Consider the following 26485-nt stretch of genomic DNA (forward strand, 5'->3'; position numbering starts at 1 on the left):
GTCCTGAGGGACGCCGCACACCCGGGCGCTCCTGTTTTTTCGTGCCGGGACGGGCGGGAGAAAAAGCCGAGGCCCGGAACGCGGTGCGTTCCGGGCCCGGGGTGCCACAGCGAAGCCGTAGGCGCTAGTCGCGCCGCAGGCTCGGCTTGAGGTCCTTGAGCCGAGCCAGCAGGCCGTTCACAAAGGCCGGCGACTCGTCCGTGGAGAACTCCTTGGCCAGCTGCACGGCCTCGTCCAGGGCGACGGCGTCGGGGACGTCGTCCTCCCAGATCAGCTCGTACGCGCCGAGGCGCAGGACGTTGCGGTCGACGACCGGCATGCGGTCGAGGGTCCAGCCGACGGCATACGTGGCGAGCAGCTCGTCGATGCGCTCGGCGTGAGCCGCGTAGCCCTCGATGAGCTGCATGGTGTATTCGCTGACCGGCGGTTGCCGGTCGTCGGTCCGGGCGAGCCGTATCCAGTCCGCCATGGCGACCTTGGGGCCTACACCCCGCTGCTCCGCCTCGAAGAGGATCTGGAAGGCCCGCTTGCGGGCCTTGTTGCGGGCAGCCACGGTTAGTTGTTCACCCGGCCGAGGTAGTCACCCGTGCGGGTGTCGACCTTGATCTTCTCACCCGTGGTGATGAAGAGCGGCACGCCGACCTCGTAACCGGTCTCCAGGCGCGCGGGCTTGGTGCCACCGGTGGAACGGTCGCCCTGGACGCCGGGCTCGGTGTACTCGATGACGAGTTCGACGGCGGCCGGGAGCTCGATGTAGAGGGGCGAGCCCTCGTACATCGCGACGACGGCCTCGAAGCCCTCGAGGAGGTAGTTGGCGGCGTCGCCGACCACCTCGGGAGAGACGTAGATCTGGTCGTACGTGTCCATGTCCATGAACACGAAGCTCTCGCCGTCCTTGTAGGAGAACTGCATGCCGCGCTTGTCGACGTTGGCCGTCTCGACCTTCACACCGGCGTTGAAGGTCTTGTCGACGACCTTGCCGGAGAGCACGTTCTTGAGCTTCGTACGGACGAAGGCGGGGCCCTTGCCGGGCTTGACGTGCTGGAACTCGACTACGGACCAGAGCTGGCCTCCGTCGAGCTTGAGCACGAGGCCGTTCTTGAGGTCGTTCGTGGATGCCACGGTTGCGGAATCTCCTGGACTGCTGCTGCGGAGACCAAACGTGCGCGCCCACTAGAGGGCGAGCAGCTCCTTGGTCGTGATGGTGAGTAGCTCGGGCCCGCCGTCCGCCTGAGGACGTACGACGAGTGTGTCGTCGATGCGGACACCGCCTCGGCCCGGAAGGTGGACCCCCGGTTCGACGGTGACCGGCACGCAAGCGTCCAGTTTACCCATGGCCGCGGGCGACAGCCGAGGGTCCTCGCCGATCTCCAGGCCGACACCGTGTCCGGTGCTCTCCCCCAGCGCGTCCGCGTACCCGGCGGAGGCCACCAGTTGGCGGGCGGCACGGTCGACATCACGGCAGGCCACACCCGGTGCGAGGGCCTCGCGGCCGGCTCGCTGGGCGGCGAAGACCAGCTCGTACAGCTCGATCTGCCAGTTGGCGGGAGTCGTCCCGATGACGAAAGTACGGCCCACCTCGCAGCGATATCCCCGGTAACTGGCGCCCAGACACACGGTGAGGAAGTCGCCCTCCTCGACCCGCCGGTCGGTCGGGAGGTGGTTCGCGGCGCCGGAGTGGGGGCCGGTGCCGACGTAGGTGGGGAAGGCGGGGCCGTCGGCGCCGTGGTCGACCAGACGACGCTCCAGCTCCAGGGCGAGGTGCCGCTCGGTGCGGCCGACCAGGATGGATTCCAGCAGCTCACCGAGGGCCTGGTCGGCGATCTCGGCGGAGATCCGCAGGGCGGAGATCTCCTGCTCGTCCTTGACCAGGCGCAGCTGTTCCACCGCGCCGCCCAGGTCGGCCAGCCGAATGCCGGGCACCACGGAGGCGATGGCCCGGTGCCGGGCGACGGTGAGGTGGTGCTCCTCGACGGCCAGCGCCTCGGCCTTCCGCTCCTGGGCGAGACCGGCGGCGGCCACGACCGGGTCACCGTCCGGCGCGGGCAGCACCACGGCCCGTACGTCCTCCGGTACCTGCCCCTCGGCGAGGTCGCCGGACGGCCGGCGGCGGTGGACCAGGACGTCCTGCGAGCCGGGCCCGACCAGCAGGACGGCGTCGGCGGGGGCGCAGCCGGTCAGGTAGCGGACGTTGGCCGGGCGCGAGACCAGGGCCGCTTCCGCCCCGGCCGCGGCGCAGCGGTCACGTAGGCGTTCCCGGCGGACAGCGTGCACCTCGGACATGTGGCGAGCGTACGTCGGGGCCCGGCGGACGGCCTGTCGAGAGGGTCCGGCGGGATGCTGACCGGGGCCCTACCAGGCCGGCGGCCCCTGGAGGCTGCGGGCGACGACGCTGTCGAGCGCGGCCGCGGCGGCGGGGACGTCCAGCTGGGAGTTGTCGATGATCGGCAGCCCGGAGCCGTACCAGCCGGCCATGCGGCCGTGGATGCGGGCGACCTCCTCGTCGGACAGGCGGCGGTTGCCCGAGCGCTGCGCGTTGCGGGCCAGGACCACGTCCAGCCCCGGGAGGAGCACGACAGGCAGCAGGCCGGGGCCCACATGCCGCTTCCAGCCTCCGAGGCCGACCACGGGCCGGTCGGGGAAGACGGCGTCGTCGATGATGCAGGAGATGCCGTTGGCCAGGAAATTGCGGGCCGAGAAGCCGCAGGTGCGGCGGGCGAGACGATACTGCGCCTCGGAATGCTCGTTCCAGCCGGACTGGGGGTCCGCGAACCCCGACCGCACCCATTCGCGTACGTCGTCCAGGCTGATGTGCGCCGTCGGTACGCCGCGGTGGTCCGCCCAGTGACGGGCGATGGTGGTCTTGCCCGCGCCCGCCGCGCCGATCAGCAGGACCGCTATGGGTGCGTGTGGCTGCGCCTGTGCCTGCGGCAGCTGGACCGGGGCACCTGGCGGCAGGGGGAAGTGCCCGGTGGTGCCGGGGGGCTGCGGCGGCCCCACAGCGTGCTGCATGTCGGCCCACTCCGTCTCGTACGGCTTTGCTTTGCGCGTTCGCTACCGAACGGTACCGTCCCGGAGCCGAGTTGTGTGAACGGCCGGGTGTCAGCAGGGTTGTGGGAGAACGTTCCGCAAGGCGAGCGGCCTACCCCCAACCGTCCTGCTTTTACTTGGCGACTTCCGCGTACGCGGCGATCAGCACGGCCGGGTCCGGGCCTTCCAGGACCGTCGGTTTGGCGAGGCCGTCGAGGACGATGAAGCGGAGGCGGTCGCCGCGGGACTTCTTGTCGACCTTCATGGTGTCCAGGAGCTTGGGCCACTGGTCGTAGCGATAGCTGAGCGGGAGGCCGACGGCCTCGAGGACGGCGCGGTGGCGGTCGGCGGTGGCGTCGTCCAAGCGGCCGGCGAGGCGGCCGAGTTCGGCGGCGAAGACCATGCCGACGGAGACGGCGGCGCCGTGGCGCCAGTTGTAGCGCTCGTTCTTCTCGATGGCGTGGGCCAGCGTGTGACCGTAGTTGAGGATCTCGCGGAGCCCCGACTCCTTGAGGTCCGTGGAGACCACCTCGGCCTTGACCCGGATCGCGCGCTCCAGCAGTTCCTGGGTGTGGGCGCCTTCGGGGCTGCGGGCGGCGACGGGGTCGGACTCGATGAGGTCGAGGATCGTCGGGTCGGCGATGAAGCCGGCCTTGATGATCTCGGCGAGGCCGCTGACGTAGTCGTTGACCGGCAGCGAGTCGAGCGCGGCCAGGTCGCAGAGGACGCCGGCGGGCGGGTGGAAGGCGCCGACGAGGTTCTTGCCCTCGGCGGTGTTGATGCCGGTCTTGCCACCGACCGCCGCGTCGACCATGCCGAGCACGGTGGTCGGGACGGCGATCCAGCGCACCCCGCGCAGCCAGGTCGCAGCGACGAAGCCGGCCAGGTCGGTGGTCGCGCCGCCGCCGACGCCGATGATGATGTCGGTGCGGGTGAAGCCGGTCTGGCCGAGGGCCTTCCAGCAGTAGGCGGCGACCTCGACGGTCTTGGACTCCTCGGCGTTCGGGAGCTGGATCGCGATCGCCTCGTAGCCCTGCTCCGCGAGGTCCTCGCGCAGCGCCTCGCCGGTCGCGGCCAGTGCCTCGGGGTGCAGCACGGCGATCCGCTTTGCGTCGGTGCCGATCAGCCCGGGCAGTTCGCCGAGCAGTTGTCGGCCGACGAGCACCTCGTACGATGCGGTGCCCGCGCTGCCGGCGACCTGGATGCGGGTGGGGGCGGCGGTCATGCGGTCTTCAACTCCAGGGCGTCCAGGACGACTTCGGCGACTTCCTCGGCGGTGCGGCCTTCGGTGCTGACGACCGCGCGCGCGACCTCGGTGTAGAGCGGGCGGCGGGCCTCCATCAACTCGCGCCACTTCTGGCGGGGGTTGACGGCCAGCAGCGGCCGGGCGGTGTCCAGGCCGACGCGCTTGACGGCCTCGGCGACGCCCATGTCGAGGAAGACCACCGGCAGCCCGGCGAGCAGCTTGCGGGTGTCGTCATTGAGGATGGCGCCGCCGCCGAGGGCCAGTACGCCGTCGTGCTCGGCCAGAGCCGCACGCACCGCCTCGGCCTCCAGGGCGCGGAAGTGCGTCTCACCCTCGTCGACGAAGATCTCGGCGATGGGGCGGCCCTGTGCGGCGACGATGTCGGCGTCGGTGTCCCGGCAGCTCAGGCCGAGCCGGGCGGCCACCAGCTCGCCGACGGTGGTCTTGCCGACGCCCATGGGTCCGACCAGGACCACCGCGGGCGCGCTCATCGGATGGCCAGGTTGTCGAGGTAGCCCTGGACGTTGCGGCGGGTCTCGGGGACGCTGTCGCCGCCGAACTTCTCGGCCACCGCGTCGGCCAGTACCAGCGCGACCATCGCCTCGGCGACGATCCCGGCGGCGGGCACCGCGCACACGTCCGAGCGCTGGTGGTGGGCCTGCGCCACCTCGCCGGTGGTCACGTCGATCGTGGCCAGCGCGCGCGGCACGGTCGCGATCGGCTTCATCGCGGCCCGTACGCGCAGCAGCTCGCCGGTGGTCAGCCCGCCCTCGGTGCCGCCGGAGCGGCCGGTGCTGCGACGGATACCGTCGGCGGTCGGGACGATCTCGTCGTGTGCCTTGGAGCCCGGGACGCGGGCCAGCTCGAAGCCGTCGCCGACCTCGACGCCCTTGATGGCCTGGATGCCCATCAGCGCGGCGGCCAGCCGCGCGTCCAGCCGCCGGTCCCAGTGCACGTGCGAGCCGAGCCCCACCGGCACGCCGTACGCCAGCACCTCCACCACACCGCCGAGGGTGTCGCCGTCCTTGTGGGCCTGGTCGATCTCGGCGACCATCCGCTTGCTGGCGTCGGCGTCCAGGCAGCGCACCGGGTCGGCGTCGAGCTGCTCGACGTCGGCCGGGGTCGGGTAGACGCCGTACGGGGCCTTGGCCGCGGCCAGCTCCACCACATGCGAGACGATCTCGATGCCGGTGGTCTCCTTCAGGTACGAGCGGGCCACCGCGCCCAGCGCGACGCGGGCGGCGGTCTCGCGGGCGCTGGCGCGCTCCAGGATCGGCCGGGCCTCGTCGAAGCCGTACTTCTGCATCCCCGCCAGGTCGGCATGGCCGGGGCGGGGCCGGGTCAGCGGGGCGTTGCGGGCCAGCCCGTCCAGGATCTCGCGGTCGACCGGATCGGCCGACATGACCTGCTCCCACTTGGGCCACTCGGTGTTGCCGACCATGACCGCGACCGGGCTGCCGAGCGACAGGCCGTGCCGCACGCCGCCCAGGAAGGTGACCTCGTCGCGCTCGAACTTCATCCGGGCACCGCGGCCATAGCCCAGCCGCCGCCGCGCCAGCGCGTCCGCCACCATGTCGGTGGTGATCGGCACGCCGGCGGGAAGACCCTCCAGCGTCGCCACGAGTGCGGGGCCGTGCGACTCCCCCGCGGTCAGCCAGCGCAACCTGCTCAACGGTGCTCCTCAAGTACTGCGCGTACGAAAGTGCGGCGAACGCCCCTCTACGTACGACTGCGGCTCGGGGCGAAAGCTGCCGTTCGATCCTCCCACGTTTCCCAATGTAGTTTGCGCCGGTCCACGGTGCGGACGGGCTCAGCGGCCGTGCAGCGCCGCCTCGCCCGCCGCGCGCATGGCGGCGAGCGGGGCGGGCTTGAGCCCGGTCATCTGCTCGACCTGGAGCACCGCCTGGTGCACCAGGAGGTCGAGCCCGCCGACGACGGCGCCGCCGCGCGCCGACCAGGCGGCGGCCAGCGGTGTGGGCCACGGGTCGTAGAGCACGTCGAAGAGCGCGCCCGGAGCCTGGGGCACGGCGCCGGCCATCGCGTCGACAGCCCCGGCGGGGGTCGTGGCGATCACCAGTGGGGCCTGGAGCCCCTCGGCGGCGTCCTCCCAGGCGGCGGTGCGGACGGCGACGCCGAGCCGCTCGCCCCACTGGCGCATCTCGGCGGCGCGGTCGGGGCTGCGTACGTACGCGGTGACCTCGCCGGTGCAGATGGCCGAGAGGGCGGCCAAGGCGGAGGAGGCGGTGGCACCGGCGCCGAGGACGGCGGCGGATTCGACGCGGTCGACGCCGCGCTCGCGCAGGGCGGCGACCATGCCGGGGATGTCGGTGTTGTCACCGACCCGGCGGCCGTCGTCGGTGAAGACCAGGGTGTTGACGGCCTCGACGGAGGCCGCCGTGTCGGTGATCTCGTCGAGGAGCGGGATCACCGCGCGCTTGAGCGGCATGGTGAGCGACAGCCCTGCCCACCCCTCCCGCTCGCCCTCCAGCCCCTTGAGGAAGCCCGGCAGGGCCTCCTCGTCCACGTCGAAGCGGTCGTACGACCAGCCGGTCAGGCCCAGCTCCGCGTAGGCGGCGCGGTGCAGCACCGGGGAGAGCGAGTGGCCGATGGGCGAGCCGAGCACGGCTGCTCTGCGGGCGCTGGGCATACGGGTTCAGGGCTCCTGCTGTGTGGCTGCGGGCCGGCTACTGGCACGATCCGGAGGTCGTGTTCAGGGTCTGGCCATGGTATTCGCAGTACGCCTTGACGTTCTTCAGGTGGTCGGCCCAGGTCACGGCGAAGCGGGTGTCGCCGGACTTGACCGTCACCCAGTACACCCAGTCGCCCTTGGTCGGGTTCAGGACGGCCTCGATGGCGTCGGAGCCCGGGTTGGCGATGGGCGCCGGGGGCAGGCCGGTGTTGGTGTAGGTGTTGAAGCCACCGGCCTTGGAGGCGAGTTCGGCGCTGGTGAGCTTGGTCTTGCCCAGGTGGTACTGCAGCGTCGAGTCGAGTTCCAGCTTGTGGTTGGTGGCGTTGGTGTTGAGCCGGTTGTAGAGGGCGCGGGCGGCCTTGCCCATGTCCGCCTTCTGGTCGACCTCGGCCTGCAGGATGCTCGCCTCGATGATCACGTCGTAGGCGGTGTCGAGGTTGACGTTCTTGCCGGCGGAGGCGAGGTCGAGCTTGGTGTACTCGGTCTTGGCGTTCTGGACCATCTGCTTGAGCAGGGCGACGGACGTGGTCTTGCTGCCGATCGAGTAGCGCGCGGGGTAGAGGAAGCCCTCGGGGTTGCCGCCGGCGTACGAGGGCAGGCCGAGCGCGCCGACGTTGTTCTGGGCGGCCTTCGCGGTGGTGCCGGAGCTGAGCTTGAGCTTGGCGTCGATCAGCGCGTAGATCTTGGTGGCGCGCAGGCCCTCGGGGATGATCAGCACGTTCTGGGAGCTGGGGTCGAGCATCATCGTGACGGCCGACTTGGCGGACATCTGCCCGCGTAGCACGTAGACGCCTGCCTGGATGAGCTTGCCCTTGGGGTTCGCATTGGTCGCGCTCACGAAGGCGTCGACGCTCTTGACCACCCCGGCCTTCTTGAGGATGTTGCCGATCGTGTTGCCGGACGATCCCGAGGGGATCTCGACCTGCACCTCGCCCTTGCCCGAGCCGGAGTAGTCCGGGGCCGGGCCGAAGTGCTGCTGGTAGTACTGGTAGCCGTACCAGGTCGCGCCGGCTCCACCGCCGCCCAGGACCAGCAGCACAACGAGGCAGGCGCAGCCGCTGCGGCGCTTCTTGCCGCCCTTGCTCTTGCCCTTGCCCTTGCCGCCACGTGCCCGACGGCCGTCGCGGGGGTCGTCGTCCTCGTCGTCATCGTCGCCGCCGGTGAAGAAGGCGTGGGTCTCCTCGGCGGGGATCGCCTCGGGGTCCCAGTCGGCAGGCGGCGGGGGGCTGGTGCGCAGCGGCTGCTGCTGCGGCTGTTGTTGCCGGGGCTGCTGTTGCTGGTCGTACTGCTGCTGGTCGTACTGCTGCTGCTCGTAGTGCTGCTGCTGTTGCGGCTGCTGGGGGTGTTGCGGCTGCTGCCCCTGGTACTGCGGGGGCTGGGGCGGCGGGTAGCCACCCTGGCCGTAGTAGTCGGCCTGCTGGCCGCCGTTGGCGTAGGGGTCGCCGTAGGGGTCGCCCGGATTTCCGCCGTACGCGGCAGGGGCGCCGCCCCAGGTGTCGTACTGCTGCTGCGGTTGCTGGGGCTGCTGCGGCTGCTGCTGGTAGCCCTGCTGGTCGTACTGGGGCTGCTGGCCCGTCGCGTACGGGTCCCAGCCGCCCTGTTGCTGCTGGTACTGGGGCTGCTGGTGCTGCTGCTGGTTGCCGTCCCACTGGTCACCGAAGAGAGGATCCTCGGAGTGCCACGGTTCGGAGCCGGGGCTCCGGCCATAGTCAGTCATCGATCCCCTAGCCTCGCGTGGTGGCAGCCGGTCGGCAGCCCCGCTTGTGGAAGGGCTGTGCAGCGCGGAACGTTACCGTACCGCGATCAGATAAACGGTTCGACGCTCTCGCCCGGAGCTTTACCAGACACCCGTTCGGTCTCAAGGGCGCTCTGCAGGATGACGACGGCGGCCGCCTGGTCCACCACGGCCCGGCCCTTTTTGGCTTTGACGCCCGAAGCGCGCAGTCCGTGGGTGGCGGTGACGGTGGTCATCCGCTCGTCGACCAGCCGCACCGGGACCGGTGTGATGATCTTCGCCACATCCTGCGCGAAGGCCCTGACCTTGGCCGCGGCGGGCCCCTCGCTCCCGCTGAGGGAGCGAGGGAGCCCGACGACGACCTCGATCGGCTCGTACTCGGCGACGATCTCGCCGAGCCGGCGCTTGGCTGCCGGGACGTCACGCCCCGGCACGGTCTCGACCGGGGTGGCGAGGACCCCGTCGGGGTCGCACGAGGCGACCCCGATCCGGGCATCCCCGACGTCGATCGCGAGGCGCCGGCCCCTGCGCATCAGGCCTTCTCGGCTACGAGACGCTGGACGGCTCCGATGGCGTCGCCGACGGCGGCCGGGTTCTGGCCACCACCCTGGGCCACGTCGTCCTTGCCGCCACCGCCGCCGCCGAGGGTCTTGGCGGCGGTACGGACCAGCTCGCCGGCCTTGATGCCGCGTTCGCGGGCGGCCTCGTTGGTGGCGATGACGGTCAGCGGGCGGCCGTTCGTCACGGTGAACAGGGCCACCACGGCCGGGCGGCCGCCGGTGATGCGCTGCCGTACGTCCAGGACGAGCTTGCGCAGGTCGTCGGCGCCGGTGCCCTCGGGGACCGCACCGGTCACCAGGGCGACACCCTTGACGTCCTGGGCGCCGGCGGCGAGCCCGGCGGCGGCCTGGAGGACCTTCTCGGCGCGGAAGCGCTCGATCTCCTTCTCGGCGTCCTTGAGCTTGGCCAGGACGCCGGAGATCTTGTCGGGCAGCTCCTCGGGACGGCCCTTCACCAGGTCCGTGAGCTGCGAGACGATCGTGTGCTCGCGGGCCAGGAAGTTGTACGCGTCCACCCCGACCAGGGCCTCGACACGGCGCACACCGGAGCCGATCGAGGACTCGCCGAGCAGCTTGACCAGCCCGAGCTGGGCGGTGTTGCCGACATGCGTGCCGCCGCACAGCTCCTTGGAGTAGTCGCCGATGGTGACGACGCGCACCCGGTCGCCGTACTTCTCGCCGAACTCGGCGATGGCGCCCTGCTTCTTGGCCTCGGCGATCGGCAGGACCTCGGCGGTCACGTCGAGTTCACGGGCGAGCACCTCGTTGATCTTCTGCTCGACGTCGGTGAGCACCGTGCCGGGAACGGCGGTCGGCGAGCCGAAGTCGAAGCGGAAGCGGCCCGGGGAGTTCTCCGAACCGGCCTGGGCGGCGGTCGGGCCGAGGGCGTCGCGCAGCGCCTGGTGGGTGAGGTGGGTGGCGCTGTGGGCGCGGGCGATGGACCGGCGGCGTACGAGGTCGATCTGGGCCAGGGCCCCGGATCCGACGGTGACCTCGCCGACCTGGACGACGCCCTTGTGCACGGTGACGCCCGGCACCGGCTGCTGGACGTCGCGGACCTCGATGACGGCGCCGGTGTCGATCCTGATCCGGCCGGTGTCGGCGAGCTGGCCGCCGCCCTCGGCGTAGAAGGGGGTGCGGTCGAGGATGACCTCGACCTCGTCGCCCTCGTTGGCGGCCGGGGACGGCACGCCGTCGACCAGCAGGCCGACGACGGTGGCCTCGCCCTCGTTGTGGGTGTAGCCGGTGAAGACGGTGGTGCCGGCGGTGTCGGCGACGGCCCGGTAGGCGGAGAGGTCGGCATGGCCGCTCTTCTTGACCATGGCGTCGGCCTTGGCGCGGTCCCGCTGCTCCTTCATGAGCCGGCGGAAGCCCTCCTCGTCCACCGACAGGCCCTGCTCGGAGGCCATTTCGAGGGTGAGGTCGATCGGGAAGCCCCATGTGTCGTGGAGCAGGAAGGCCTTGTCGCCGGGCAGCACCTTGCCGCCGGAGGCCTTGGTCTCGCTGACGGCGGTGTCGAGGATGTTGGTGCCGCCCTTGAGGGCCTTGAGGAAGGCGGCCTCCTCGGCCAGGGCCACGGTCTCGATGCGCTTGCGGTCCTCGATCAGCTCCGGGTACTGCTGGCCCATCGAGTTGATGACGACGTCCACCAGGTCGGCGACGACCGGCTGGTTGGCGCCGAGCAGACGCATGTTGCGGATGGCGCGGCGCATGATGCGGCGCAGCACGTAGCCGCGGCCCTCGTTGCCCGGGCTGACGCCGTCGCCGATGAGCATGACGGACGTACGCATGTGGTCGGCGACCACGCGCAGCGACACGTCGGAGGCGTGGGCGGCGCCATAGGCGACACCGCTCAGCTCGGTGGCCTTGTCGATGACGACGCGCAGGTTGTCGGTCTCGTACATGTTCTGTACGCCCTGCAGGATCATGGCGAGGCGTTCGAGACCGAGGCCGGTGTCGATGTTCTTGGCGGGCAGGTCGCCGAGGATCGGGAAGTCCTCCTTGCCGGTGCCCTCGCCGCGCTCGTACTGCATGAAGACCAGATTCCAGATCTCCACGTACCGCTCGTCGTTGACGGCCGGTCCGCCCTCTTCGCCGAACTCGGGGCCGCGGTCGTAGTTGATCTCGGAGCACGGGCCGCAGGGGCCGGGGACGCCCATGGACCAGTAGTTGTCCTTCATGCCCAGGCGCTGGATGCGCTCGGCGGGGACGCCGATCTTGTCGCGCCAGATGGTCTCGGCTTCATCGTCGTCTTTGTAGACCGTGATCCAGAGCTTCTCGGGCTCCAGGCCGTAGCCGCCGTCCGCCACGGAGCTGGTGAGCAGCTCCCAGGCGTACTTGATGGCGCCTTCCTTGAAGTAGTCGCCGAAGGAGAAGTTGCCGCACATCTGGAAGAACGTGCCGTGCCGGGTGGTCTTGCCGACCTCTTCGATGTCGGGGGTGCGCACGCACTTCTGCACGCTGGTGGCGCGCTTGAAGGGGGGCTTGACCTCACCGAGGAAGTACGGCTTGAAGGGGACCATGCCCGCCGGCACCAGCAGCAGCGTGGGGTCGTCGGCGATGAGGGACGCCGAAGGCACAACGGTGTGCCCGCGCTCCTCGAAGAAGCGCAGCCAGCGGCGGCGGATTTCAGCCGACTCCATCAGTGATCGTCCTTCCGGTTGTACGCGATCTCCGGGCGCTGCCCGGGGAGATCGAGATCAGGGGCCGTACGGCCCAGTGCGTCGTTGAGCTGGTCCTCACGCTCGGCCATGCCGGCGCGTACGTCCTGCGCGAAGGTGCGCAGCCGGTCCCCCGCTTCGAGCGCCTTGTCGGCCGCCTTGACGGCCAGGCTCTCCGGGCTGAGGCTGCGGATCTTGCGGTGGACCTTGTTGGTGGCCCAGACACCGGTTGCGGCGCCGGCGGTGAACCAGAAAGCGCGGCGGAACATGCAGGTCAGCCCCTCGACTTACGGTCACGGGCGGACGGCAGGGTCCGGCCGACGACCACGGTGTGCTTCTTCGCCGCGCCCTTGGCCCCTCGGCCCTGCAAGCCGACCGCGCGCCTGACGCCGTAGCCGAAGGCGGCCACCTTGACCAGCGGGCCGCCGAAGGTGGAGGCGACGGTGGTGGAGAGCGCGGACGCGTTGGCGGTGACCTCCGCGACGTCCGAGGTGATGGTGTCCACCCGGTCGAGCTGGGTGTGGGCGGAGCGCACCGCGGCCGACGCCTCGCCGAGCAGCGGGACGGCCTGCTCGGTGACATCCGCGACGAGCCGCGTGGCCTGCCGCAGCGTCTGCGCCAACCTGACCAGGACCACGGCCAGGAAGGACACCAGAATCGCCCAGAAGACGGCCACGATGAGGCCGGCCACCTCGCCACCGGACACGATGCTGCTCCTTGGAAGTTGCACGGCGGTTGATTCCGCATCGGTACTCGGGAAATCGACAAGGAGAACCGACAACAGATACCGACCTTATCGCGCCGGACCCCAGCCCCCGTACCGCATTACCGGCGGGGCGGGCCGCCCGGATCGAGCGCTCGGGTTGACGCCCGGGCTGTACGTTCCGCACACCCGGCGGTACGCTCCGTGACCCATGCGGCCCCATCCGACCCCAGGCAACCTCCCCGCGGAGCTGAACCACTTCGTGGGGCGCCGGCGTGAGCTGTCGGAGGTCGCCGACCTGCTGGGCCGGGCCAGACTGGTCACGCTGAGCGGGGTCGGCGGGGTCGGCAAGACCCGGCTCGCGGTGCGGGCGGCCGTGGAGGCCGCCGCGGGCGACGGATTCCCCGACGGGGCCTGGCTGGTGGAGCTGGCGCCCGTACGGGACCCGGGACTGGTGGAGCATTCGGTGGCCGAGGCGCTGGGGCTGACCGACCACACCACCCGGCTGCCGCGAGCCACGCTGGCCGCCCACCTGGCCGGCCGGGAGCTGCTGCTGGTGCTGGACTGCTGCGAGCGCCAGGTGGAGGCCACGGCCCGGCTGACCGAGGCGCTGCTGCGGCAGGCCCCCGGGCTGCGGGTGCTGGCCACCTCCCGGCAGCCGCTGGGGGTGGCGGGCGAACACCTGCTGACCCTCGATCCGCTGGCGGACGACGCGGTGGAGCTCTTCGCGGACCGGGCGGCGGCCGCGCTGCCCGGCTTCGCGGTGGACGAGGCCAACCGGTCCGAGGTGGCGGAGCTGTGCCGCCGCCTGGACGGGCTCCCGCTGGCCCTGGAGCTGGCGGCGGGCCGGATGCGGGCGCTGTCGCTGGAGCAGATCCTGGAGCGGCTCGACGACCGCTTCGCACTGCTGACCCGGCGCGGGGCCACCGGCCCGGCCCGGCATCGCGCGCTGCGTACGGCGATCGGCTGGAGCCACGAGCTGTGCAGCCCGGCCGAACGGCTGCTGTGGGCGCGGCTGTCGGTCTTCTCGGGGGACTTCGACCTGGAGGCCGCGGAGTACGTCTGCTCGGGCCCGGAACTGCCGTCGGACGCGATGATGGACCTGATCGCGGATCTGATGGACAAGTCGGTGGTGCTGCGCCGGGAGACAGCGGGCGTGGTGCGCTATCTGCTGCTGGACACGGTGCGCGAGTACGGGCTGGGCTGGCTGGCCGCGATGGGCGACGAGGAACGGGTGCGGGCCCGGCACCGGGACTGGTACCTGGGCTTCGCCACCTGGGGCGAGCTGGAGTGGTTCAGCGCGCGGCAGGCGCAGGTCGCCAAGAGCACCGAGCGGGAACTGGCCAATCTGCGGGCGGCGCTGGAATTCTCGCTGGCGGACCCGAGCGAGTTCCGGATCGGCCAGTTCCTGGCCGGGACGCTGTGGTTCTACTGGGTGGGCTGCGGACGACTCACGGAGGGCCGGTACTGGCTGGAGCGGGCGCTGGCCGTCGATGACACGCCGACCGAGCAGCGGGCGAAGGCGCTGTGGGTGTGCGGCTATGTGTCGATCCTCCAGGGCGACGGGCTCGCCGCGCTCGGTGTGCTGCACGAGTGCCGCCAGCTGGCCCTGGACACCGGGAACGCCGCCGCGGTGGCCTACTCGGTGCACCGGCTGGGCTGCGGTGCCCTGCTGAGCGGTGATCTGACGCGTGCCGAGGCGCTGTTCGAGGAGGCGCTGGGCCACTACCGCATGCTGGGCGAGCTCAACAGCAACGTCATCATGGCGGAGGTCGAGCTGGCGATGGCCGCGGCCTTCAAGGGCGAGCTGGAGCGCGCCGTCGACATCTGCGAGTCCGTCCGTGAGGTGTGCGAGGACCACGGCGAGCGCTGGGCGCTGGCGTACGCCCTCTACACGCGGGCGGTCATCGCCTGGCTACAGGACGACCCGGCGCTGGCCCGGCAGCTTGCCTCCGAGTGCGTACGGATCAACCAGGTGTTCCGGGACCTGGTGGGCGTCGTGCTCGGCATGGAGCTGCTGGCGCTGCTGACGGCCGCGTACGACGCGGAGGAGGCCGCCGTGCTGCAGGGCGCCGCGGGCGGCATCTGGGACCTGGTGGGGCTGCCGGTCTTCGGCTCCCACCATTTCGGCATTCCGCACAACCGGTGCGAGGAGCTGTGCCGGGCGGCGCTGGGCGGGGTCGGCTATGCGCAGGCCTTCGCGGCGGGATCCGGCCTGGACCTGGACGCGGCGGTGACCCGGGTGCTGCTCGGCCCGGTACGGGCCGCGGCGCAGCGCGTGCCGGTGCGGGCGGCGCCCAGCCGGCTGCCGATGGATGCCTCGGCGAGGACGCCGGACGGCGGCGGCTGAGCGGGCCGGGAAGGGCGCGGGGAACTGCGCGACCAGCCCACCGGGGCCCGCACCTGGGCAAGACGAAGCCCGCCTGTCCCTGGCCGTTGCCGGGGACAGGCGGGCTTCGTACGCCGGGTGCGGCGAGCGTCAGCGAGCGTAGTACTCGACGACGAGCTGCTCGTCGCAGATCACGGGGACCTCGCGACGGTTCGGCAGGCGGTCCAGGCGGAAGGCCAGCGCCTGCAGGTTGACCTGCAGGTACTTGGCGACCTCGCCCTCGCCGGCCCAGCCACCCTCACGGGCGACCTGGAACGGCGTCTTGTTGCGGGAGCGCTCGCGGACCTGGACGACGTCGTCCGGCTTCACGCGGAAGGACGGCTTGTCGACCTTCTGGCCGTTGACCTCGATGTGGCCGTGCACGACCTGCTGGCGAGCCTGGTAGATGGTGCGGGCCAGCCCGGCGCGCAGGACGAGGGCGTCCAGGCGGCGCTCCAGCTCGACGACCAGGGCCTCACCGGTCTTGCCTTCGGCCTTCTTGGCGCGGTCGTAGGCGCGGGCCATCTGGCGCTCGGAGATGTCGTACTGGGCGCGGAGGCGCTGCTTCTCGAGCAGACGGACCTTGTAGTCGCTGTTCTGCTTGCGGCCGCGACCGTGCTCGCCCGGCGGGTAGGGGCGGGCCTCGAAGTACTTGACAGCCTTCGGGGTGAGCGCGATACCGAGCGCCCTGGACTTCTTGACCTTGGGACGCGACTGGTTAGGCACGTTCTCCAGACCTCCGTGTAAGTTAGGTTAGGCTTACCTTAACTGAGGAGATCGCATGTATCGCCCTGGGAACACCAAGCGCATCACAGACAACGCCAACGCTCAGTCCAACAGCGTTGGACCCGACGCCGTTGGTGAAACCCAAGGCGAAGGGATGACGGAGGTCCGATCAGCTCATGGTCAGCCGCGTCCCAGCGGGCATGAAACCGCTCGACTGCCGTCAGCAGCCGAACGCACACGAACTCTCGTACAGAGTACAGCGTCGGCGGTACTGGTCATTCCCGGCCTCGACGGGGTGCGGCAGGACGAGATCACCCCTGGTGAGCGGACCACCGGCACCGACGGCGACGTCTTCCTGCTGTTTCCGGCGGATTCGCCCGCGGTGCGGGCCGCCACGCATGCCGAGGCCGACGAGCTCCCCGCTGTGCTGGAGATCACGGATGTCGCCCCGGTGGCGGTGCCGAACCGGATCCGGGGCCGCGCCTGGGTCGCCGGGTGGCTCACCTGCGCGCGGGAGCTGCCCGCCAGGCCCGGCCGCGTATGGCTGCGCCTGGAGGTCGGGGAGGCCTCGGTGGACGACCTGTGGGGCGCCGAGCCGGTCACACCGGAGGACTTCGTCGCGGCGGCGGCCGACCCGCTGGTCGCCCATGAGGCCGAGCTTCTGCAGCACGTGGCCTCCTCGCATGCCGACCAGCTCGACTGGCTGTGCGCGCTGGCGAGCGGTGCCTGCGAGATCGAGCCGGAGCGCGCGGTGCCGCTGGCGCTCGACCGTTTCGGGCTGCGGGTGCGCTTCACCGGCAGGGGCGGTGCCTTCGACGCCCGCTTCGAATTCCGGTCGCCGGTGCGCGGGCCGGAGGAGCTGCACCGGGAGATGCACGCCCTCTTCGAGGCGGCGTACGAGGTGGCGCACCCGGAGCAGTCCTAGTCCCCGGCCAGCCGCTCGCGGACTCGCTCGACCACATCCGCGTACCGCGCCTCGGCGCCGTGCCTGGTGGGCTCGTAGTACCGCGCGCCGTGGATGGCGTCGGGGGCGTACTGCTGTGCGGCGATGCCGCCCGTCACGTCGTGCGGATAGACGTAGCCCTGGGCGTGGCCCAGCTTGGCGGCGCCCTTGTAGTGCCCGTCGCGCAGATGCGGCGGGACGGGGCCGGCCTTGCCCGCCCGGACGTCGGCGAGGGCGGCGCCGATGGCCAGGGTCGCGGCGTTGGACTTGGGTGCCAGGGCGAGCGCGATGGTGGCGTGGCTGAGGGTGAGCGCGGCCTCGGGGAAGCCGATGAGGGCGACGGCCTGGGCGGCGGCGACCGCGGTGGGCAGGGCGGTGGGATCGGCCAGGCCGATGTCCTCGCTGGCGGAGATCATCAGGCGCCGGGCGATGAAACGCGGGTCCTCGCCGGCCTCGATCATGCGGGCCAGGTAGTGCAGCGCGGCGTCCACGTCGGAGCCCCGGATGGACTTGATCAGGGCGCTGGCCACGTCGTAATGCTGGTCGCCGTCACGGTCGTACTTCACCGCGGCCCGGTCGACGGTCTCCTCCAACGTGCCGAGGCTGACCGACTCCTCGCCCTTCGCCATGGCGGCTCCCGCGCCCGCCTCCAGCGCGGTGAGCGCCCGCCGCGCGTCGCCGCCCGCTATCCGCAGCAGATGCGCCTCGGCGTCCTCGGCCAGCGTGACCGCGCCGCCGAGACCGCGCTCGTCGGTGAGTGCCCGGCGCAGCAGACCGCGCAGGTCCTCGTCGGTGAGCGGCTCCAGGGTGAGCAGCAGGGAGCGGGACAGCAGCGGCGAGATCACCGAGAAGTACGGATTCTCGGTGGTGGCGGCGATGAGGGTGACCCAGCGGTTCTCCACGGCGGGCAGCAGCGTGTCCTGCTGCGCCTTGCTGAAGCGGTGGATCTCGTCGAGGAAGAGCACGGTGTCGCGGCCGTACATCCCGGACTGCTGCTTGGCGCTCTCGATGACCGCGCGGACCTCCTTGACGCCCGCGGTGATCGCCGACAGCTCCACGAAGCGCTTCTCGGTGGCCTGGCTGACCACATACGCCAGCGTGGTCTTCCCCGTCCCCGGCGGCCCCCACAGGATCACCGACGACGCGCCCGCCGGTCCCCCCGCGCCCTCGCCCACGAGCCGGCGCAGCGGCGATCCCGGCCGCAGCAGATGCCCCTGCCCCACCACCTCGTCCAGGGTGCGCGGGCGCATGCGTACGGCCAGCGGACTGCCGCCCGGTTCACGGGCCTGGCGGTCCTCGGCGGCTGCGGTGAACAGGTCGGGCTCCACGACATCGAAGCCTATGTCACCGCACCGACAACGCCGTCGCGCCTCAGATCAGCGTGCTCCAGTACGACCACCAGCGGGTCAGGATCAGCATGACGATGATCGCGTACCAGAGCACCGGGATCACCCAGTGGAACTCCAGGATCAGCGACCGCGCCCCGGCGGGGACCTTGATGACGCCGTGCTTGATGTTGTGCACGGCGGTGTACCAGAACAGGGCGATGGTGACGGCCCAGGCAAGCGAGCACCACAGGCACAGCGAGCCGATGCTGTACAGCGACTGGTACTGCAGCCAGGTCACGAAGCCGACGCCGAACACCGTGCCGGCCTGGAGACCCAGCCAGTACCAGCGGCGGTAGCGGGCGCCGGCGAACAGGCCCATGCCGATGGCGGCGACGATCGGGTAGGCGACCATGCCGATCATCGGGTTGGGGAAGCCGAAGACGTGCGACTGCTCGCTCTTCATGATGTTGCCGCACGAGATGATCGGGTTCAGGCTGCAGCCGGGCACGAAGTTCGGGTCCTCGAGCAGCTTGAACTTGTCGATCACGATGACCCACGAGGCCAGCAGGCCGAGCGCGCCGCAGACCACGAGCAGCCAGCTGAAGGCCTTGCCCGCACCGATCCGCCCGTCCGGTTCCTGCCGCTCGTCGCCGGTACGAGCCTCATCAAGCGCTGGTGCCACCATGTCGCCGTTCCCTAGGTCCGTCGTGTGCCGCTCGGGCCGATCCGCACTGCCCAACGCTAGCGGCCCGACGGAAGTGCCGGGCCGCGTCGCGTTGTTTTTTCGAGGCCGGTATTCAGGCCCGCTTCTCCAGCAGAGTCGTGACGACCTCGGCCAGGGGTACCGCGTTCTGCTCGCCGCTCTCCAGATCCTTGAGCTGGACGACGCCCTCGGCGAGGTCGCGCTCACCGGCGACGATCGCGTACCGGGCACCGGAGCGGTTGGCGGACTTCATGGCGTTCTTCAGGCCCTTGCCGCCGTACGCGAAGTCGGTGGCGACCCCGGCCCGGCGCAGCTCGGTGACCGTGGCGAACAGGACGCGGCGGGCCTCCTCGCCGAGCGGGACGGCGAACACCTCGGTGGTCGGGGGCAGTTCGAGCTCGATGCCCTCGGCCTCCAGCGCCAGGACCGTACGGTCCACGCCGAGCGCCCAGCCGACGGACGGCAGGGCGGGGCCGCCGATCATCTCGGACAGGCCGTCGTAGCGGCCGCCGCCGCCGACCGCGGACTGCGAACCGAGGCCGTCGTGGACGAACTCGAAGGTGGTGCGGGTGTAGTAGTCCAGGCCGCGCACCAGCTTGACGTCGTCCTCGAAGGCGACACCGGCCGACGTCAGCACCTCCCGTACTTCCTCGTGGTAGGCCTTGCAGGCGTCGCAGAGGTAGTCGCGCAGCACGGGCGCGCCGGTCAGCTGCTTCTGGACGTCGGGGCGCTTGTCGTCGAGCACCCGCAGCGGGTTGATGTCGACGCGGCGGCGGGTGTCCTCATCCAGGTCGAGGCCACGCAGGAAGTCCTGGAGCGCGGTCCGGTAGACGGGGCGGCATTCCTTGTCGCCCAGCGAGTTCAGCAGGATGCGGAATTCGCGCAGGCCGAGGGAGCGGTAGGCCTGGTCGGCGAGGATGATCAGCTCGGCGTCCAGCAGCGGGTCCTCGGCGCCGATCGCCTCGGCGCCCACCTGGGAGAAGTGCCGGTAGCGGCCCTTCTGCGGGCGCTCGTAGCGGTAGTACGAACCGGAGTACCAGAGCTTGACCGGCAGGTTTCCCGTCTTGTGGAGGTTGGCCTCCAGCGCGGCGCGCAGGACGGAGGCGGTTCCTTCGGGACGCAGGGCGAGCTCGTCGCCGCCCTTGGTGGTGAGGGTGTACATCTCCTTGGTCACGATGTCGGTGGACTCACCGACGCCGCGCGCGAAGAGTTCGACGGTCTCGAAGCCGGGCGTCTCGACGTAGCCGTAGCCGGAGTTCCGCAGCGGCGCGGCGATGGCCTCGCGTACCGCCAGGAACTTCGCGGAGTCGGGCGGCAGCAGGTCGTACGTGCCCTTGGGGGCCTTGAAAGTGCTCACGGGAGGTTCTCTCGTCACAATCCTCGTCGCGGAGCCGCGTGGTCGCCGTCGGCTCCGGGGCCGCGGGCCGCCTCGCCCATGTAGGGGTTGGCGGCGCGCTCGCGGCCGATGGTGGTCTGGGGGCCGTGGCCGGACAGCACCACGGTCGAGTCGTCGAGCGGCAGGCACACGCGGGCCAGCGACTCGTACAGCTCGGCCGTGTCGCCGCCGGGCAGATCGGTACGTCCGACGGAGCCGGCGAACAGCAGGTCACCCGAGAAGAACACCGACGGGATGTCGGCGGTCTGCGGCAGCCTGAAGGTCACCGACCCCCTGGTATGGCCGGGCGCGTGCGCGACGGTCAGGTCCAGTCCCGCCAGCTGCAGCCTGCTGCCGTCGGTCAGTTCCCTCAGGTCGTCCGGTTCGCCGACGGTCAGCTCGCCCATCAGCTGCTGTCCGATCGAGCGCCCCAGGGCCTTCTCCGGGTCGCTGAGCATGTAGCGGTCCTCGGGATGTATCCAGGCCGGCACATCGTGGGCCCCGCAGACCGGGACGACCGACGCCACATGGTCGATGTGGCCGTGGGTGAGGATCACGGCGACAGGCTTGAGCCGGTGTTTGGCGAGGGTCTCCTCGACGCCCTGGGCCGCCTGGTGGCCCGGGTCGATGATGACGCACTCCTCACCGGCGGCGGGGGCGACCACATAGCAGTTGGTCCCCCAGGCCCCGGCCGGGAACCCGGCAATAAGCACGTTCGTCCTTCTGTCGTCCACGGGAGATCTACGCGGTCCAGCAGTGCACGAGCCTACCGGCGCCGCCACGGCCGTCGCGAACCAGTAACGTCACTGGACGACGGGACGCGGGGACGCGAAGATCTCCGGAACGCGGAATCACGTTCGGAATACCGGCAATCGGGAGAAGGCGCAGTGGTCACGAAGGATCAGCGGCGGCGGCAGCTCGCCCGCGAGAAGTTCGAGCGGCAGCAGCAGCGGCGGGTCGTGGAGCGGTCCAAGTACCGGCGGCGCAATGCCGTGATCGCCGCAGTGGTCGCGGTCGTCGTCGCGGCGGGCGGCGCCTCCTGGGCCCTGGGCCTCGGGAGCGGTACGAAGGACGATGCCGCGGCGTCGGCGTCCACCTCCCCCTCCGCGAGCGCGACCAGCAAGGCACCCGACCCCTGCGCGAAGGCGGCTGCCGGCAGCATCGCCACCAAGACGTGGAAGAAGGAGCCGGCGGTCACCATCGACAAGACGGCGAAGTACGTCTTCACCATGAAGACCACCTGCGGTGACATCGCCGTGAACATGGACGCGGCCGACGCCCCGCACACGGTGAACTCGTTCAAGTTCCTTGCCGACAACGGCTACTTCGACCACACCAAGTGCCACCGCCTGACGACCTCGGGCATCTACGTGCTGCAGTGCGGCGACCCGACCGGGCAGGGCTCCGGCGGCCCGGGCTACACGATCCCGGACGAGAACCTCAAGGCGAAGTCCATCTCCAAGGGCACGTACCCGGCGGGCACCGTCGCGATGGCCAACACCGGCAGCAAGCACACCGGCGGCAGCCAGTTCTTCCTCGTCTACAAGGACAGCACGCTGCCCGCGAGCTACACCCCGTTCGGCACGATCAGCAGCTCGGGCATGACGGTCCTGAACAAGATCGCCGCCGCGGGCGAGGCGAACGGCACCGGTGACGGCGCCCCCAACGCCACCGTCGTGATCAACAAGGCGACCGTCACCAAGTCCTGACCGTAACGGCGCCCCGGCCCCGGCCGTTCGTGAATTTCGCCTGTGCGGGATGCGGACAGCCGGGGTACCGGTCGCCTATGTTGGCGGTTGTATAGGGTGCGTGCGCCGGCTCTGAGGAGTTTCAGCAGCGCACCGGACCTGCCAGGGCGTGGCCCTGGCCGGATGAAACTGTGGAAGATGCCCGGGGTCCCTTACGACAGCCGGACATCAGGTGAGGAGGCTGCCGTGAGCAGCGACCCGTGGGGCCGCGTCGACGAGACGGGGACCGTGTACGTGCGTACGGCCGAGGGTGAGCGGGAGGTCGGTTCGTGGCAGGCAGGCTCCCCCGAGGAGGCGCTGGCCTACTTCGAGCGCAAGTACGAAGGCCTCGTCGTTGAGATCGGCCTCCTCGAACGCCGGGTGCGCACCACCGATCTCGCCCCGAAGGACGCGCTGACCGCCATCGAGCACCTGCGTGCCTCGGTGGACGGCGCACACGCGGTGGGCGACCTGGACGCGCTGTCCAAGCGGCTCGACGCGCTGGTCGGCCTGGTGGACTCCCGCCGCGAGGAGCGCAAGGCCGCCAAGGCCAAGCAGACCGACGAGGCCAAGCACTCCAAGGAGCAACTGGTCGCCGAGGCCGAGCAGCTCGCGGAGAGCGAGCAGTGGCGGTCGGCCGGCGAGCGGCTGCGCGCGCTGGTGGACACCTGGAAGGGTCTGCCGCGGCTGGACCGCAAGACCGACGACGAGCTGTGGCACCGCTTCAGCCACGCCCGCTCGGTCTTCTCCAAGCGCCGCAAGGCGCACTTCGCCTCGCTGGACGCCCAGCGCGAGGATGCGCGGCGCGCCAAGGAGAAGCTGGTCGAGGAGGCGCAGTCGCTGTCCGGCTCCACCGACTGGGGCCCGACGGCCGCCCGCTACCGCGAGCTCATGAACGACTGGAAGGCCGCCGGGCGCGCCCAGCGCGAGGCCGAGGACGATCTGTGGAACCGTTTCCGCGGTGCGCAGGACGTCTTCTTCGCGGCGCGCTCCGAGGTCTTCGCCGAGCGGGACGTCGAGCAGCGGGAGAATCTGGCGAGCAAGGAGGAGCTGGCCATCGAGGCCGAGAAGCTCCTTCCGGTGTCCGATCTCAAGGGCGCCCGCGCGGCGTTCCGGACGATCAACGAGCGCTGGGAGGCCATCGGCCACGTCCCGCGCGACGCCCGGCCGAAGATCGAGGCCCGGATGCACGCGGTCGAGCGGGCGATCCAGGAGGCCGAGGAGTCGGAGTGGCGCCGTACGAACCCGGAGGCCCGCGCCCGGGCCGCTGGGCTCACCGGGCAGCTCCAGGCGGCCGTGGACAAGCTGTCCGGGCAGGTCGAGGCGGCTCGTGCCGCGGGCAACAACGCCAAGGCGGACAAGCTCGCGCGGGAGCTCGAGGGACGCCAGGCGCTGCTCGACCAGGCTCTGAAGGGGCTCCAGGAGTTCGGCGGCTGAAGCCGGCCGTACAGCAGGAGCGGCCCCCCGCACGGTTTCGTGCCGGGGGCCGCTTTGCTGCTGCTTGCGTCGCTACTTCGCCCGGGCCGAGGTCACCCGGTACACGTCGTAGACGCCCTCCACACCACGTACGGCCTTGAGGACGTGGCCGAGGTGCTTGGGGTCGCCCATCTCGAAGGTGAACCGGGAGGTGGCGACCCGGTCGCGGGAGGTCTGGACGGCGGCCGACAGGATGTTGACGTGCTGGTCGGACAGGACGCGGGTGACGTCGGACAGCAGCCGGGACCGGTCGAGGGCCTCGACCTGGATGGCGACCAGGAAGACCGAGGACTGGGTGGGCGCCCATTCGACGTCGATGATGCGTTCGGGCTGTTGCGCCAGCGAGTCGACGTTGACGCAGTCCGCGCGGTGCACGGAGACCCCGGCGCCGCGGGTGACGAAGCCGACGATGGGGTCGCCCGGGACGGGGGTGCAACAGCGGGAGAGCTTGACCCAGACGTCCTTCTCGCCCTTGACGATGACGCCCGGGTCGGCGTTCCGCCGCTTGGTGCGGCTGCGCGAGGGGGTGGTGACCTCGGCGATGTCCTCGGTCGCGCCCTCCTCACCGCCCAGGGCCTCGACGAGCTTCTGCACGACGGACTGCGCGGTGATGTGCCCCTCGCCGATCGCCGCGTACAGCGCGGAGATGTCGGGGTAGCGCATCTCGTGCGCGAGCGTGACGAGCGAGTCGCCGGTCAGCACCCGCTGGATCGGCAGGTTCTGCTTGCGCATGGCCCGCGCGATGGCTTCCTTGCCCTGCTCGACGGCCTCCTCGCGGCGCTCCTTGGAGAACCAGGCGCGGATCTTGTTGCGGGCACGCGGTGACTTGACGAAGCCGAGCCAGTCGCGGGACGGCCCGGCGCCGGCGGCCTTGGAGGTGAACACCTCCACCGTGTCGCCGTTGTCGAGCGTGGACTCCAGCGGGACGAGGCGGCCGTTGACGCGGGCGCCTATGGTGCGGTGGCCGACCTCGGTGTGGACGGCGTACGCGAAGTCCACGGGCGTGGCCCCGGCCGGAAGCGCTATGACGTCACCCTTGGGGGTGAAGACGAAGACCTCGTTCTGCGAGAGGTCGAAGCGCAGCGACTCCAGGAACTCGCCCGGGTCCTCGGTCTCCTTCTGCCAGTCCAGGAGCTGCCGCAGCCACGCCATGTCGTTGATCGCGTCGCCCTCGCCGCGCCTGGGCGTGTCGGTGCGGACCTTGGAGGTGCCGGCGACGGCCTCCTGCTTGTACTTCCAGTGCGCGGCGATGCCGTACTCGGCGCGGCGGTGCATGTCGAAGGTGCGGATCTGCAGCTCGACCGGCTTGCCGCTGGGTCCGATGACGGTGGTGTGCAGCGACTGGTACATGTTGAACTTGGGCATCGCGATGTAGTCCTTGAACCGGCCGGGGACCGGATTCCACCGCGCGTGGATGGTGCCCAGCGCCGCGTAGCAGTCGCGGACGGAGTCGACCAGTACGCGAATGCCCACCAGGTCGTAGATCTCGGCGAAGTCGCGGCCTCGCACGATCATCTTCTGGTAGACGCTGTAGTAGTGCTTCGGACGTCCGGTGACCGTCGCCTTGATGCGGGCCGCTCGCAGATCCTGCTGGACCTGGTCGGTGACGACGGCGAGGTACTCGTCGCGCTTGGGGGCGCGCTCGGCGACCAGCCGGACGATCTCGTCGTACATCTTGGGGTAGAGGATCGCGAAGGCGAGGTCCTCCAGCTCCCACTTGATGGTGTTCATGCCCAGCCGGTGGGCCAGCGGGGCGTAGATCTCCAGGGTCTCGCGGGCCTTCTTCTCCTGCTTCTCCCGCTTGAGGTAACGCATGGTGCGCATGTTGTGCAGGCGGTCGGCGAGCTTGATGACCAGGACCCGCGGGTCCTTCGCCATGGCGACGACCATCTTGCGCACGGTCTCGGCCTGGGCAGCCTCGCCGAACTTGACCTTGTCCAGCTTGGTGACGCCGTCCACCAGCAGAGCGACCTGATCGCCGAAGTCGCGGCGCAGCGCGTCGAGGCCGTACTCGGTGTCCTCGACGGTGTCGTGCAGCAGGCCCGCCATCAGCGTGGCCGGGTCCATGCCGAGCTCGGCCAGGATGGTGGTGACGGCGAGCGGGTGGGTGATGTACGGGTCGCCACTCTTGCGCTTCTGGCCGCGGTGCCAGCGTTCGGCGACCTGGTAGGCGCGCTCGATCTGGCGCAGCTCGGCGCTGTCGCCCTTGGGGTCGTTGCTGCGCACTATCCGCAGCAGGGGCTCCAGGACCGGGTTGTACGGACTGGAGCGCTGGACGCCGAGACGGGCGAGGCGCGCGCGGACACGGTTGGAGGGGGCCGCGGCGGGGCGTGCCGGGGTGACGCTGCCGGGGGTGCGTACGGGCCGGGCAGCGGGCGCGGTCGGGTCGGCGGGGGCCGGTGACGCGGCGGGCGCTGCAGGTGCGGCAGTGTCCGCGGCGGTGACTGGCTGGGCCGGCTGGGCCTCGTCGTGCAAGGGCACTCCTCAAGGGGGTCCGAGACACCATGGTACTGATCCGGTGGCCATCACCGCGTCCTGTCCCCCGCCTGTCCCCCGCGCAACGGCTGTCCCAACGGGAAGAGGCGGGTCCGTGATGGACCCGCCTCCCCTTCCGCCGCCTGCCTCAGATGGAGATCAGTGCCTCCAGCGGAGCCCCGCCGAGGGCCGGCGCCAGTCGCGCGCGCCCGCCGAGGAAGCCCAGCTCCAGCAGCACCGCGACCCCCGCGACCTGGGCGCCCGTGCGCCGGATCAGGTCGAGCGAGGCCTCGGCGGTGCCGCCGGTGGCGAGCACGTCGTCGATGACCAGCACCCGGTCGCCGCTGGTGAAGGCGTCCTGGTGCACCTCGATCTCGGCGGTGCCGTACTCCAGCTCGTATGCCTGCCCGTGGGTCGCCCCGGGCAGCTTTCCGGCCTTGCGTACGGGTACGAAGCCGAGGCCCGCCCGGGCGGCGGCGGGGGCGGCGAGGATGAACCCGCGCGCCTCCAGACCGACGACCTTGTCCGCACCGTGGCGCGCGGCGAGCGCGGCCAGGGCGTCCACCAGCGCGTTGAACGCGATGGGGTCGGCGAGCAGCGGGGTGATGTCCTTGAACATCACGCCCGGCGTCGGGTAGTCGGGCACGTCCCGGATGCGGCTGAGCAGCAGGCTGCGCAGTTCGTCCGGGGCTGCGTCCGTCGTGGTCATCTTCTTGGGTTTCCTTGCTCGGTTACTTCAGG

The 26485-nt window shown here is 70.9% G+C and carries 24 protein-coding genes; 4 read left to right on the forward strand and 20 right to left on the reverse strand.

The features are described 5' to 3' along the window. Positions 1-124: 124 nt before the first annotated feature. The 13 genes from nusB to ACFXJ5_RS35185 all read right to left on the reverse strand — a co-directional run bounded on the left by nusB (position 125) and on the right by ACFXJ5_RS35185 (position 12626). Complete coding sequence (gene nusB, locus ACFXJ5_RS35125) at positions 125-553, reverse strand: transcription antitermination factor NusB (protein WP_384640481.1); 429 nt, start codon at positions 551-553, stop codon at positions 125-127. Positions 554-555: 2 nt separating this feature from the next. Further along, on the reverse strand, positions 556-1122 hold the full coding sequence (gene efp, locus ACFXJ5_RS35130) for an elongation factor P (protein WP_127358045.1): 567 nt from the start codon (positions 1120-1122) through the stop codon (positions 556-558). A 51-nt stretch (positions 1123-1173) separates the two neighbouring features. Continuing rightward, positions 1174-2283: an aminopeptidase P family protein gene (locus ACFXJ5_RS35135; RefSeq protein WP_384640484.1), complete on the reverse strand. Its 1110-nt coding sequence runs from the start codon at positions 2281-2283 to the stop codon at positions 1174-1176. Positions 2284-2352: 69 nt separating this feature from the next. Beyond that, positions 2353-3012 (reverse strand): AAA family ATPase, encoded by a 660-nt coding sequence (locus ACFXJ5_RS35140; RefSeq protein WP_384640487.1) that lies wholly within the window; start codon positions 3010-3012, stop codon positions 2353-2355. A gap of 151 nt (positions 3013-3163) precedes the next feature. Beyond that, positions 3164-4255: a 3-dehydroquinate synthase gene (gene aroB, locus ACFXJ5_RS35145; RefSeq protein ID WP_384640490.1), complete on the reverse strand. Its 1092-nt coding sequence runs from the start codon at positions 4253-4255 to the stop codon at positions 3164-3166. Next, positions 4252-4767: a shikimate kinase gene (locus ACFXJ5_RS35150; RefSeq protein ID WP_384640493.1), complete on the reverse strand. Its 516-nt coding sequence runs from the start codon at positions 4765-4767 to the stop codon at positions 4252-4254. The genes aroB and ACFXJ5_RS35150 overlap by 4 nt, the downstream gene beginning before the upstream one ends. After that, positions 4764-5948, reverse strand: coding sequence for a chorismate synthase (aroC, locus tag ACFXJ5_RS35155; RefSeq protein ID WP_384640496.1), 1185 nt, complete (start codon positions 5946-5948; stop codon positions 4764-4766). Before aroC ends, ACFXJ5_RS35150 begins: the two co-directional genes overlap by 4 nt. A gap of 138 nt (positions 5949-6086) precedes the next feature. Further along, on the reverse strand, positions 6087-6923 hold the full coding sequence (locus ACFXJ5_RS35160; protein WP_384640499.1) for a shikimate dehydrogenase: 837 nt from the start codon (positions 6921-6923) through the stop codon (positions 6087-6089). A 37-nt stretch (positions 6924-6960) separates the two neighbouring features. After that, positions 6961-8682 carry an endolytic transglycosylase MltG gene (mltG, locus tag ACFXJ5_RS35165; RefSeq protein WP_384640501.1) on the reverse strand — a complete coding sequence of 574 codons (1722 nt, stop codon included), beginning with the start codon at positions 8680-8682 and terminating at the stop codon, positions 6961-6963. A gap of 86 nt (positions 8683-8768) precedes the next feature. After that, positions 8769-9233 carry a Holliday junction resolvase RuvX gene (gene ruvX, locus ACFXJ5_RS35170; RefSeq protein ID WP_384640504.1) on the reverse strand — a complete coding sequence of 155 codons (465 nt, stop codon included), beginning with the start codon at positions 9231-9233 and terminating at the stop codon, positions 8769-8771. Next, a complete protein-coding gene (gene alaS, locus ACFXJ5_RS35175) occupies positions 9233-11902 on the reverse strand; it encodes an alanine--tRNA ligase (RefSeq protein WP_384640507.1) in 2670 nt (889 codons plus the stop codon). Before alaS ends, ruvX begins: the two co-directional genes overlap by 1 nt. Next, positions 11902-12189: a DUF6167 family protein gene (locus tag ACFXJ5_RS35180; protein WP_384640510.1), complete on the reverse strand. Its 288-nt coding sequence runs from the start codon at positions 12187-12189 to the stop codon at positions 11902-11904. The genes alaS and ACFXJ5_RS35180 overlap by 1 nt, the downstream gene beginning before the upstream one ends. Before the next feature lie 5 nt (positions 12190-12194). After that, positions 12195-12626, reverse strand: a complete 432-nt coding sequence (locus ACFXJ5_RS35185) for a DUF948 domain-containing protein (RefSeq protein ID WP_384640513.1) — start codon at positions 12624-12626, stop codon at positions 12195-12197. A 208-nt stretch (positions 12627-12834) separates the two neighbouring features. Here ACFXJ5_RS35185 and ACFXJ5_RS35190 point away from each other — a divergent pair, with 208 nt between their 5' ends. Next, the gene (locus ACFXJ5_RS35190; protein ID WP_384640516.1) at positions 12835-14973 is read left to right on the forward strand and encodes an ATP-binding protein; all 2139 of its coding nucleotides are present in this window, start codon (positions 12835-12837) and stop codon (positions 14971-14973) included. A gap of 129 nt (positions 14974-15102) precedes the next feature. Here ACFXJ5_RS35190 and rpsD read toward each other — a convergent pair whose 3' ends face one another. Beyond that, positions 15103-15717, reverse strand: a complete 615-nt coding sequence (gene rpsD, locus ACFXJ5_RS35195; protein ID WP_127358033.1) for a 30S ribosomal protein S4 — start codon at positions 15715-15717, stop codon at positions 15103-15105. A gap of 214 nt (positions 15718-15931) precedes the next feature. On the opposite strand from rpsD, the gene ACFXJ5_RS35200 reads away from it, so the two are divergent. Beyond that, a complete protein-coding gene (locus ACFXJ5_RS35200) occupies positions 15932-16642 on the forward strand; it encodes a DUF2470 domain-containing protein (RefSeq protein ID WP_384640601.1) in 711 nt (236 codons plus the stop codon). Here the strand turns inward: ACFXJ5_RS35200 and ACFXJ5_RS35205 are convergent. The 4 genes from ACFXJ5_RS35205 to ACFXJ5_RS35220 all read right to left on the reverse strand — a co-directional run bounded on the left by ACFXJ5_RS35205 (position 16639) and on the right by ACFXJ5_RS35220 (position 20779). Next, the gene (locus tag ACFXJ5_RS35205) at positions 16639-17988 is read right to left on the reverse strand and encodes a replication-associated recombination protein A (RefSeq protein ID WP_384640519.1); all 1350 of its coding nucleotides are present in this window, start codon (positions 17986-17988) and stop codon (positions 16639-16641) included. The two genes, ACFXJ5_RS35200 and ACFXJ5_RS35205, sit on opposite strands and share 4 nt — an antisense overlap. A 43-nt stretch (positions 17989-18031) precedes the next feature. Next, complete coding sequence (locus ACFXJ5_RS35210) at positions 18032-18673, reverse strand: vitamin K epoxide reductase family protein (protein WP_384640521.1); 642 nt, start codon at positions 18671-18673, stop codon at positions 18032-18034. 112 nt (positions 18674-18785) lie between these two features. Further along, positions 18786-20048 carry a histidine--tRNA ligase gene (gene hisS / locus ACFXJ5_RS35215; protein ID WP_384640524.1) on the reverse strand — a complete coding sequence of 421 codons (1263 nt, stop codon included), beginning with the start codon at positions 20046-20048 and terminating at the stop codon, positions 18786-18788. A gap of 14 nt (positions 20049-20062) precedes the next feature. Next, entirely contained in the window at positions 20063-20779 is a 717-nt protein-coding gene (locus ACFXJ5_RS35220; RefSeq protein WP_384640527.1) for an MBL fold metallo-hydrolase, read from the reverse strand. 174 nt (positions 20780-20953) lie between these two features. Here ACFXJ5_RS35220 and ACFXJ5_RS35225 point away from each other — a divergent pair, with 174 nt between their 5' ends. Beyond that, a complete protein-coding gene (locus ACFXJ5_RS35225; protein ID WP_384640529.1) occupies positions 20954-21775 on the forward strand; it encodes a peptidylprolyl isomerase in 822 nt (273 codons plus the stop codon). A 225-nt stretch (positions 21776-22000) separates the two neighbouring features. Further along, a complete protein-coding gene (locus ACFXJ5_RS35230) occupies positions 22001-23230 on the forward strand; it encodes a DUF349 domain-containing protein (RefSeq protein ID WP_384640531.1) in 1230 nt (409 codons plus the stop codon). Between the two features lie 72 nt (positions 23231-23302). On the opposite strand, the gene ACFXJ5_RS35235 is transcribed toward ACFXJ5_RS35230, so the two are convergent. Next, a complete protein-coding gene (locus ACFXJ5_RS35235; protein WP_384640534.1) occupies positions 23303-25744 on the reverse strand; it encodes a RelA/SpoT family protein in 2442 nt (813 codons plus the stop codon). 148 nt (positions 25745-25892) lie between these two features. Next, on the reverse strand, positions 25893-26453 hold the full coding sequence (locus tag ACFXJ5_RS35240) for an adenine phosphoribosyltransferase (RefSeq protein WP_384640537.1): 561 nt from the start codon (positions 26451-26453) through the stop codon (positions 25893-25895). Positions 26454-26485: the final 32 nt, after the last annotated feature.

Origin of the sequence: Streptomyces sp. NPDC059373 (genome assembly GCF_042751495.1) — a bacterium.
Taxonomy (GTDB): domain Bacteria; phylum Actinomycetota; class Actinomycetes; order Streptomycetales; family Streptomycetaceae; genus Actinacidiphila.

Bases quoted from the DNA above. Each gene is read 5' to 3' on its own strand.
- ACFXJ5_RS35135 (WP_384640484.1), bottom strand. From the start codon at position 2,283: ATGTCCGAGGTGCACGCTGTCCGCCGGGAACGCCTACGTGACCGCTGC.
- ACFXJ5_RS35140 (WP_384640487.1), bottom strand. From the start codon at position 3,012: ATGCAGCACGCTGTGGGGCCGCCGCAGCCCCCCGGCACCACCGGGCAC.
- aroB (WP_384640490.1), bottom strand. From the start codon at position 4,255: ATGACCGCCGCCCCCACCCGCATCCAGGTCGCCGGCAGCGCGGGCACC.
- ACFXJ5_RS35150 (WP_384640493.1), bottom strand. From the start codon at position 4,767: ATGAGCGCGCCCGCGGTGGTCCTGGTCGGACCCATGGGCGTCGGCAAG.
- ACFXJ5_RS35160 (WP_384640499.1), bottom strand. From the start codon at position 6,923: ATGCCCAGCGCCCGCAGAGCAGCCGTGCTCGGCTCGCCCATCGGCCAC.
- mltG (WP_384640501.1), bottom strand. From the start codon at position 8,682: ATGACTGACTATGGCCGGAGCCCCGGCTCCGAACCGTGGCACTCCGAG.
- ruvX (WP_384640504.1), bottom strand. From the start codon at position 9,233: ATGCGCAGGGGCCGGCGCCTCGCGATCGACGTCGGGGATGCCCGGATC.
- alaS (WP_384640507.1), bottom strand. From the start codon at position 11,902: ATGGAGTCGGCTGAAATCCGCCGCCGCTGGCTGCGCTTCTTCGAGGAG.
- ACFXJ5_RS35180 (WP_384640510.1), bottom strand. From the start codon at position 12,189: ATGTTCCGCCGCGCTTTCTGGTTCACCGCCGGCGCCGCAACCGGTGTC.
- ACFXJ5_RS35190 (WP_384640516.1), top strand. From the start codon at position 12,835: ATGCGGCCCCATCCGACCCCAGGCAACCTCCCCGCGGAGCTGAACCAC.
- ACFXJ5_RS35210 (WP_384640521.1), bottom strand. From the start codon at position 18,673: ATGGTGGCACCAGCGCTTGATGAGGCTCGTACCGGCGACGAGCGGCAG.
- ACFXJ5_RS35240 (WP_384640537.1), bottom strand. From the start codon at position 26,453: ATGACCACGACGGACGCAGCCCCGGACGAACTGCGCAGCCTGCTGCTC.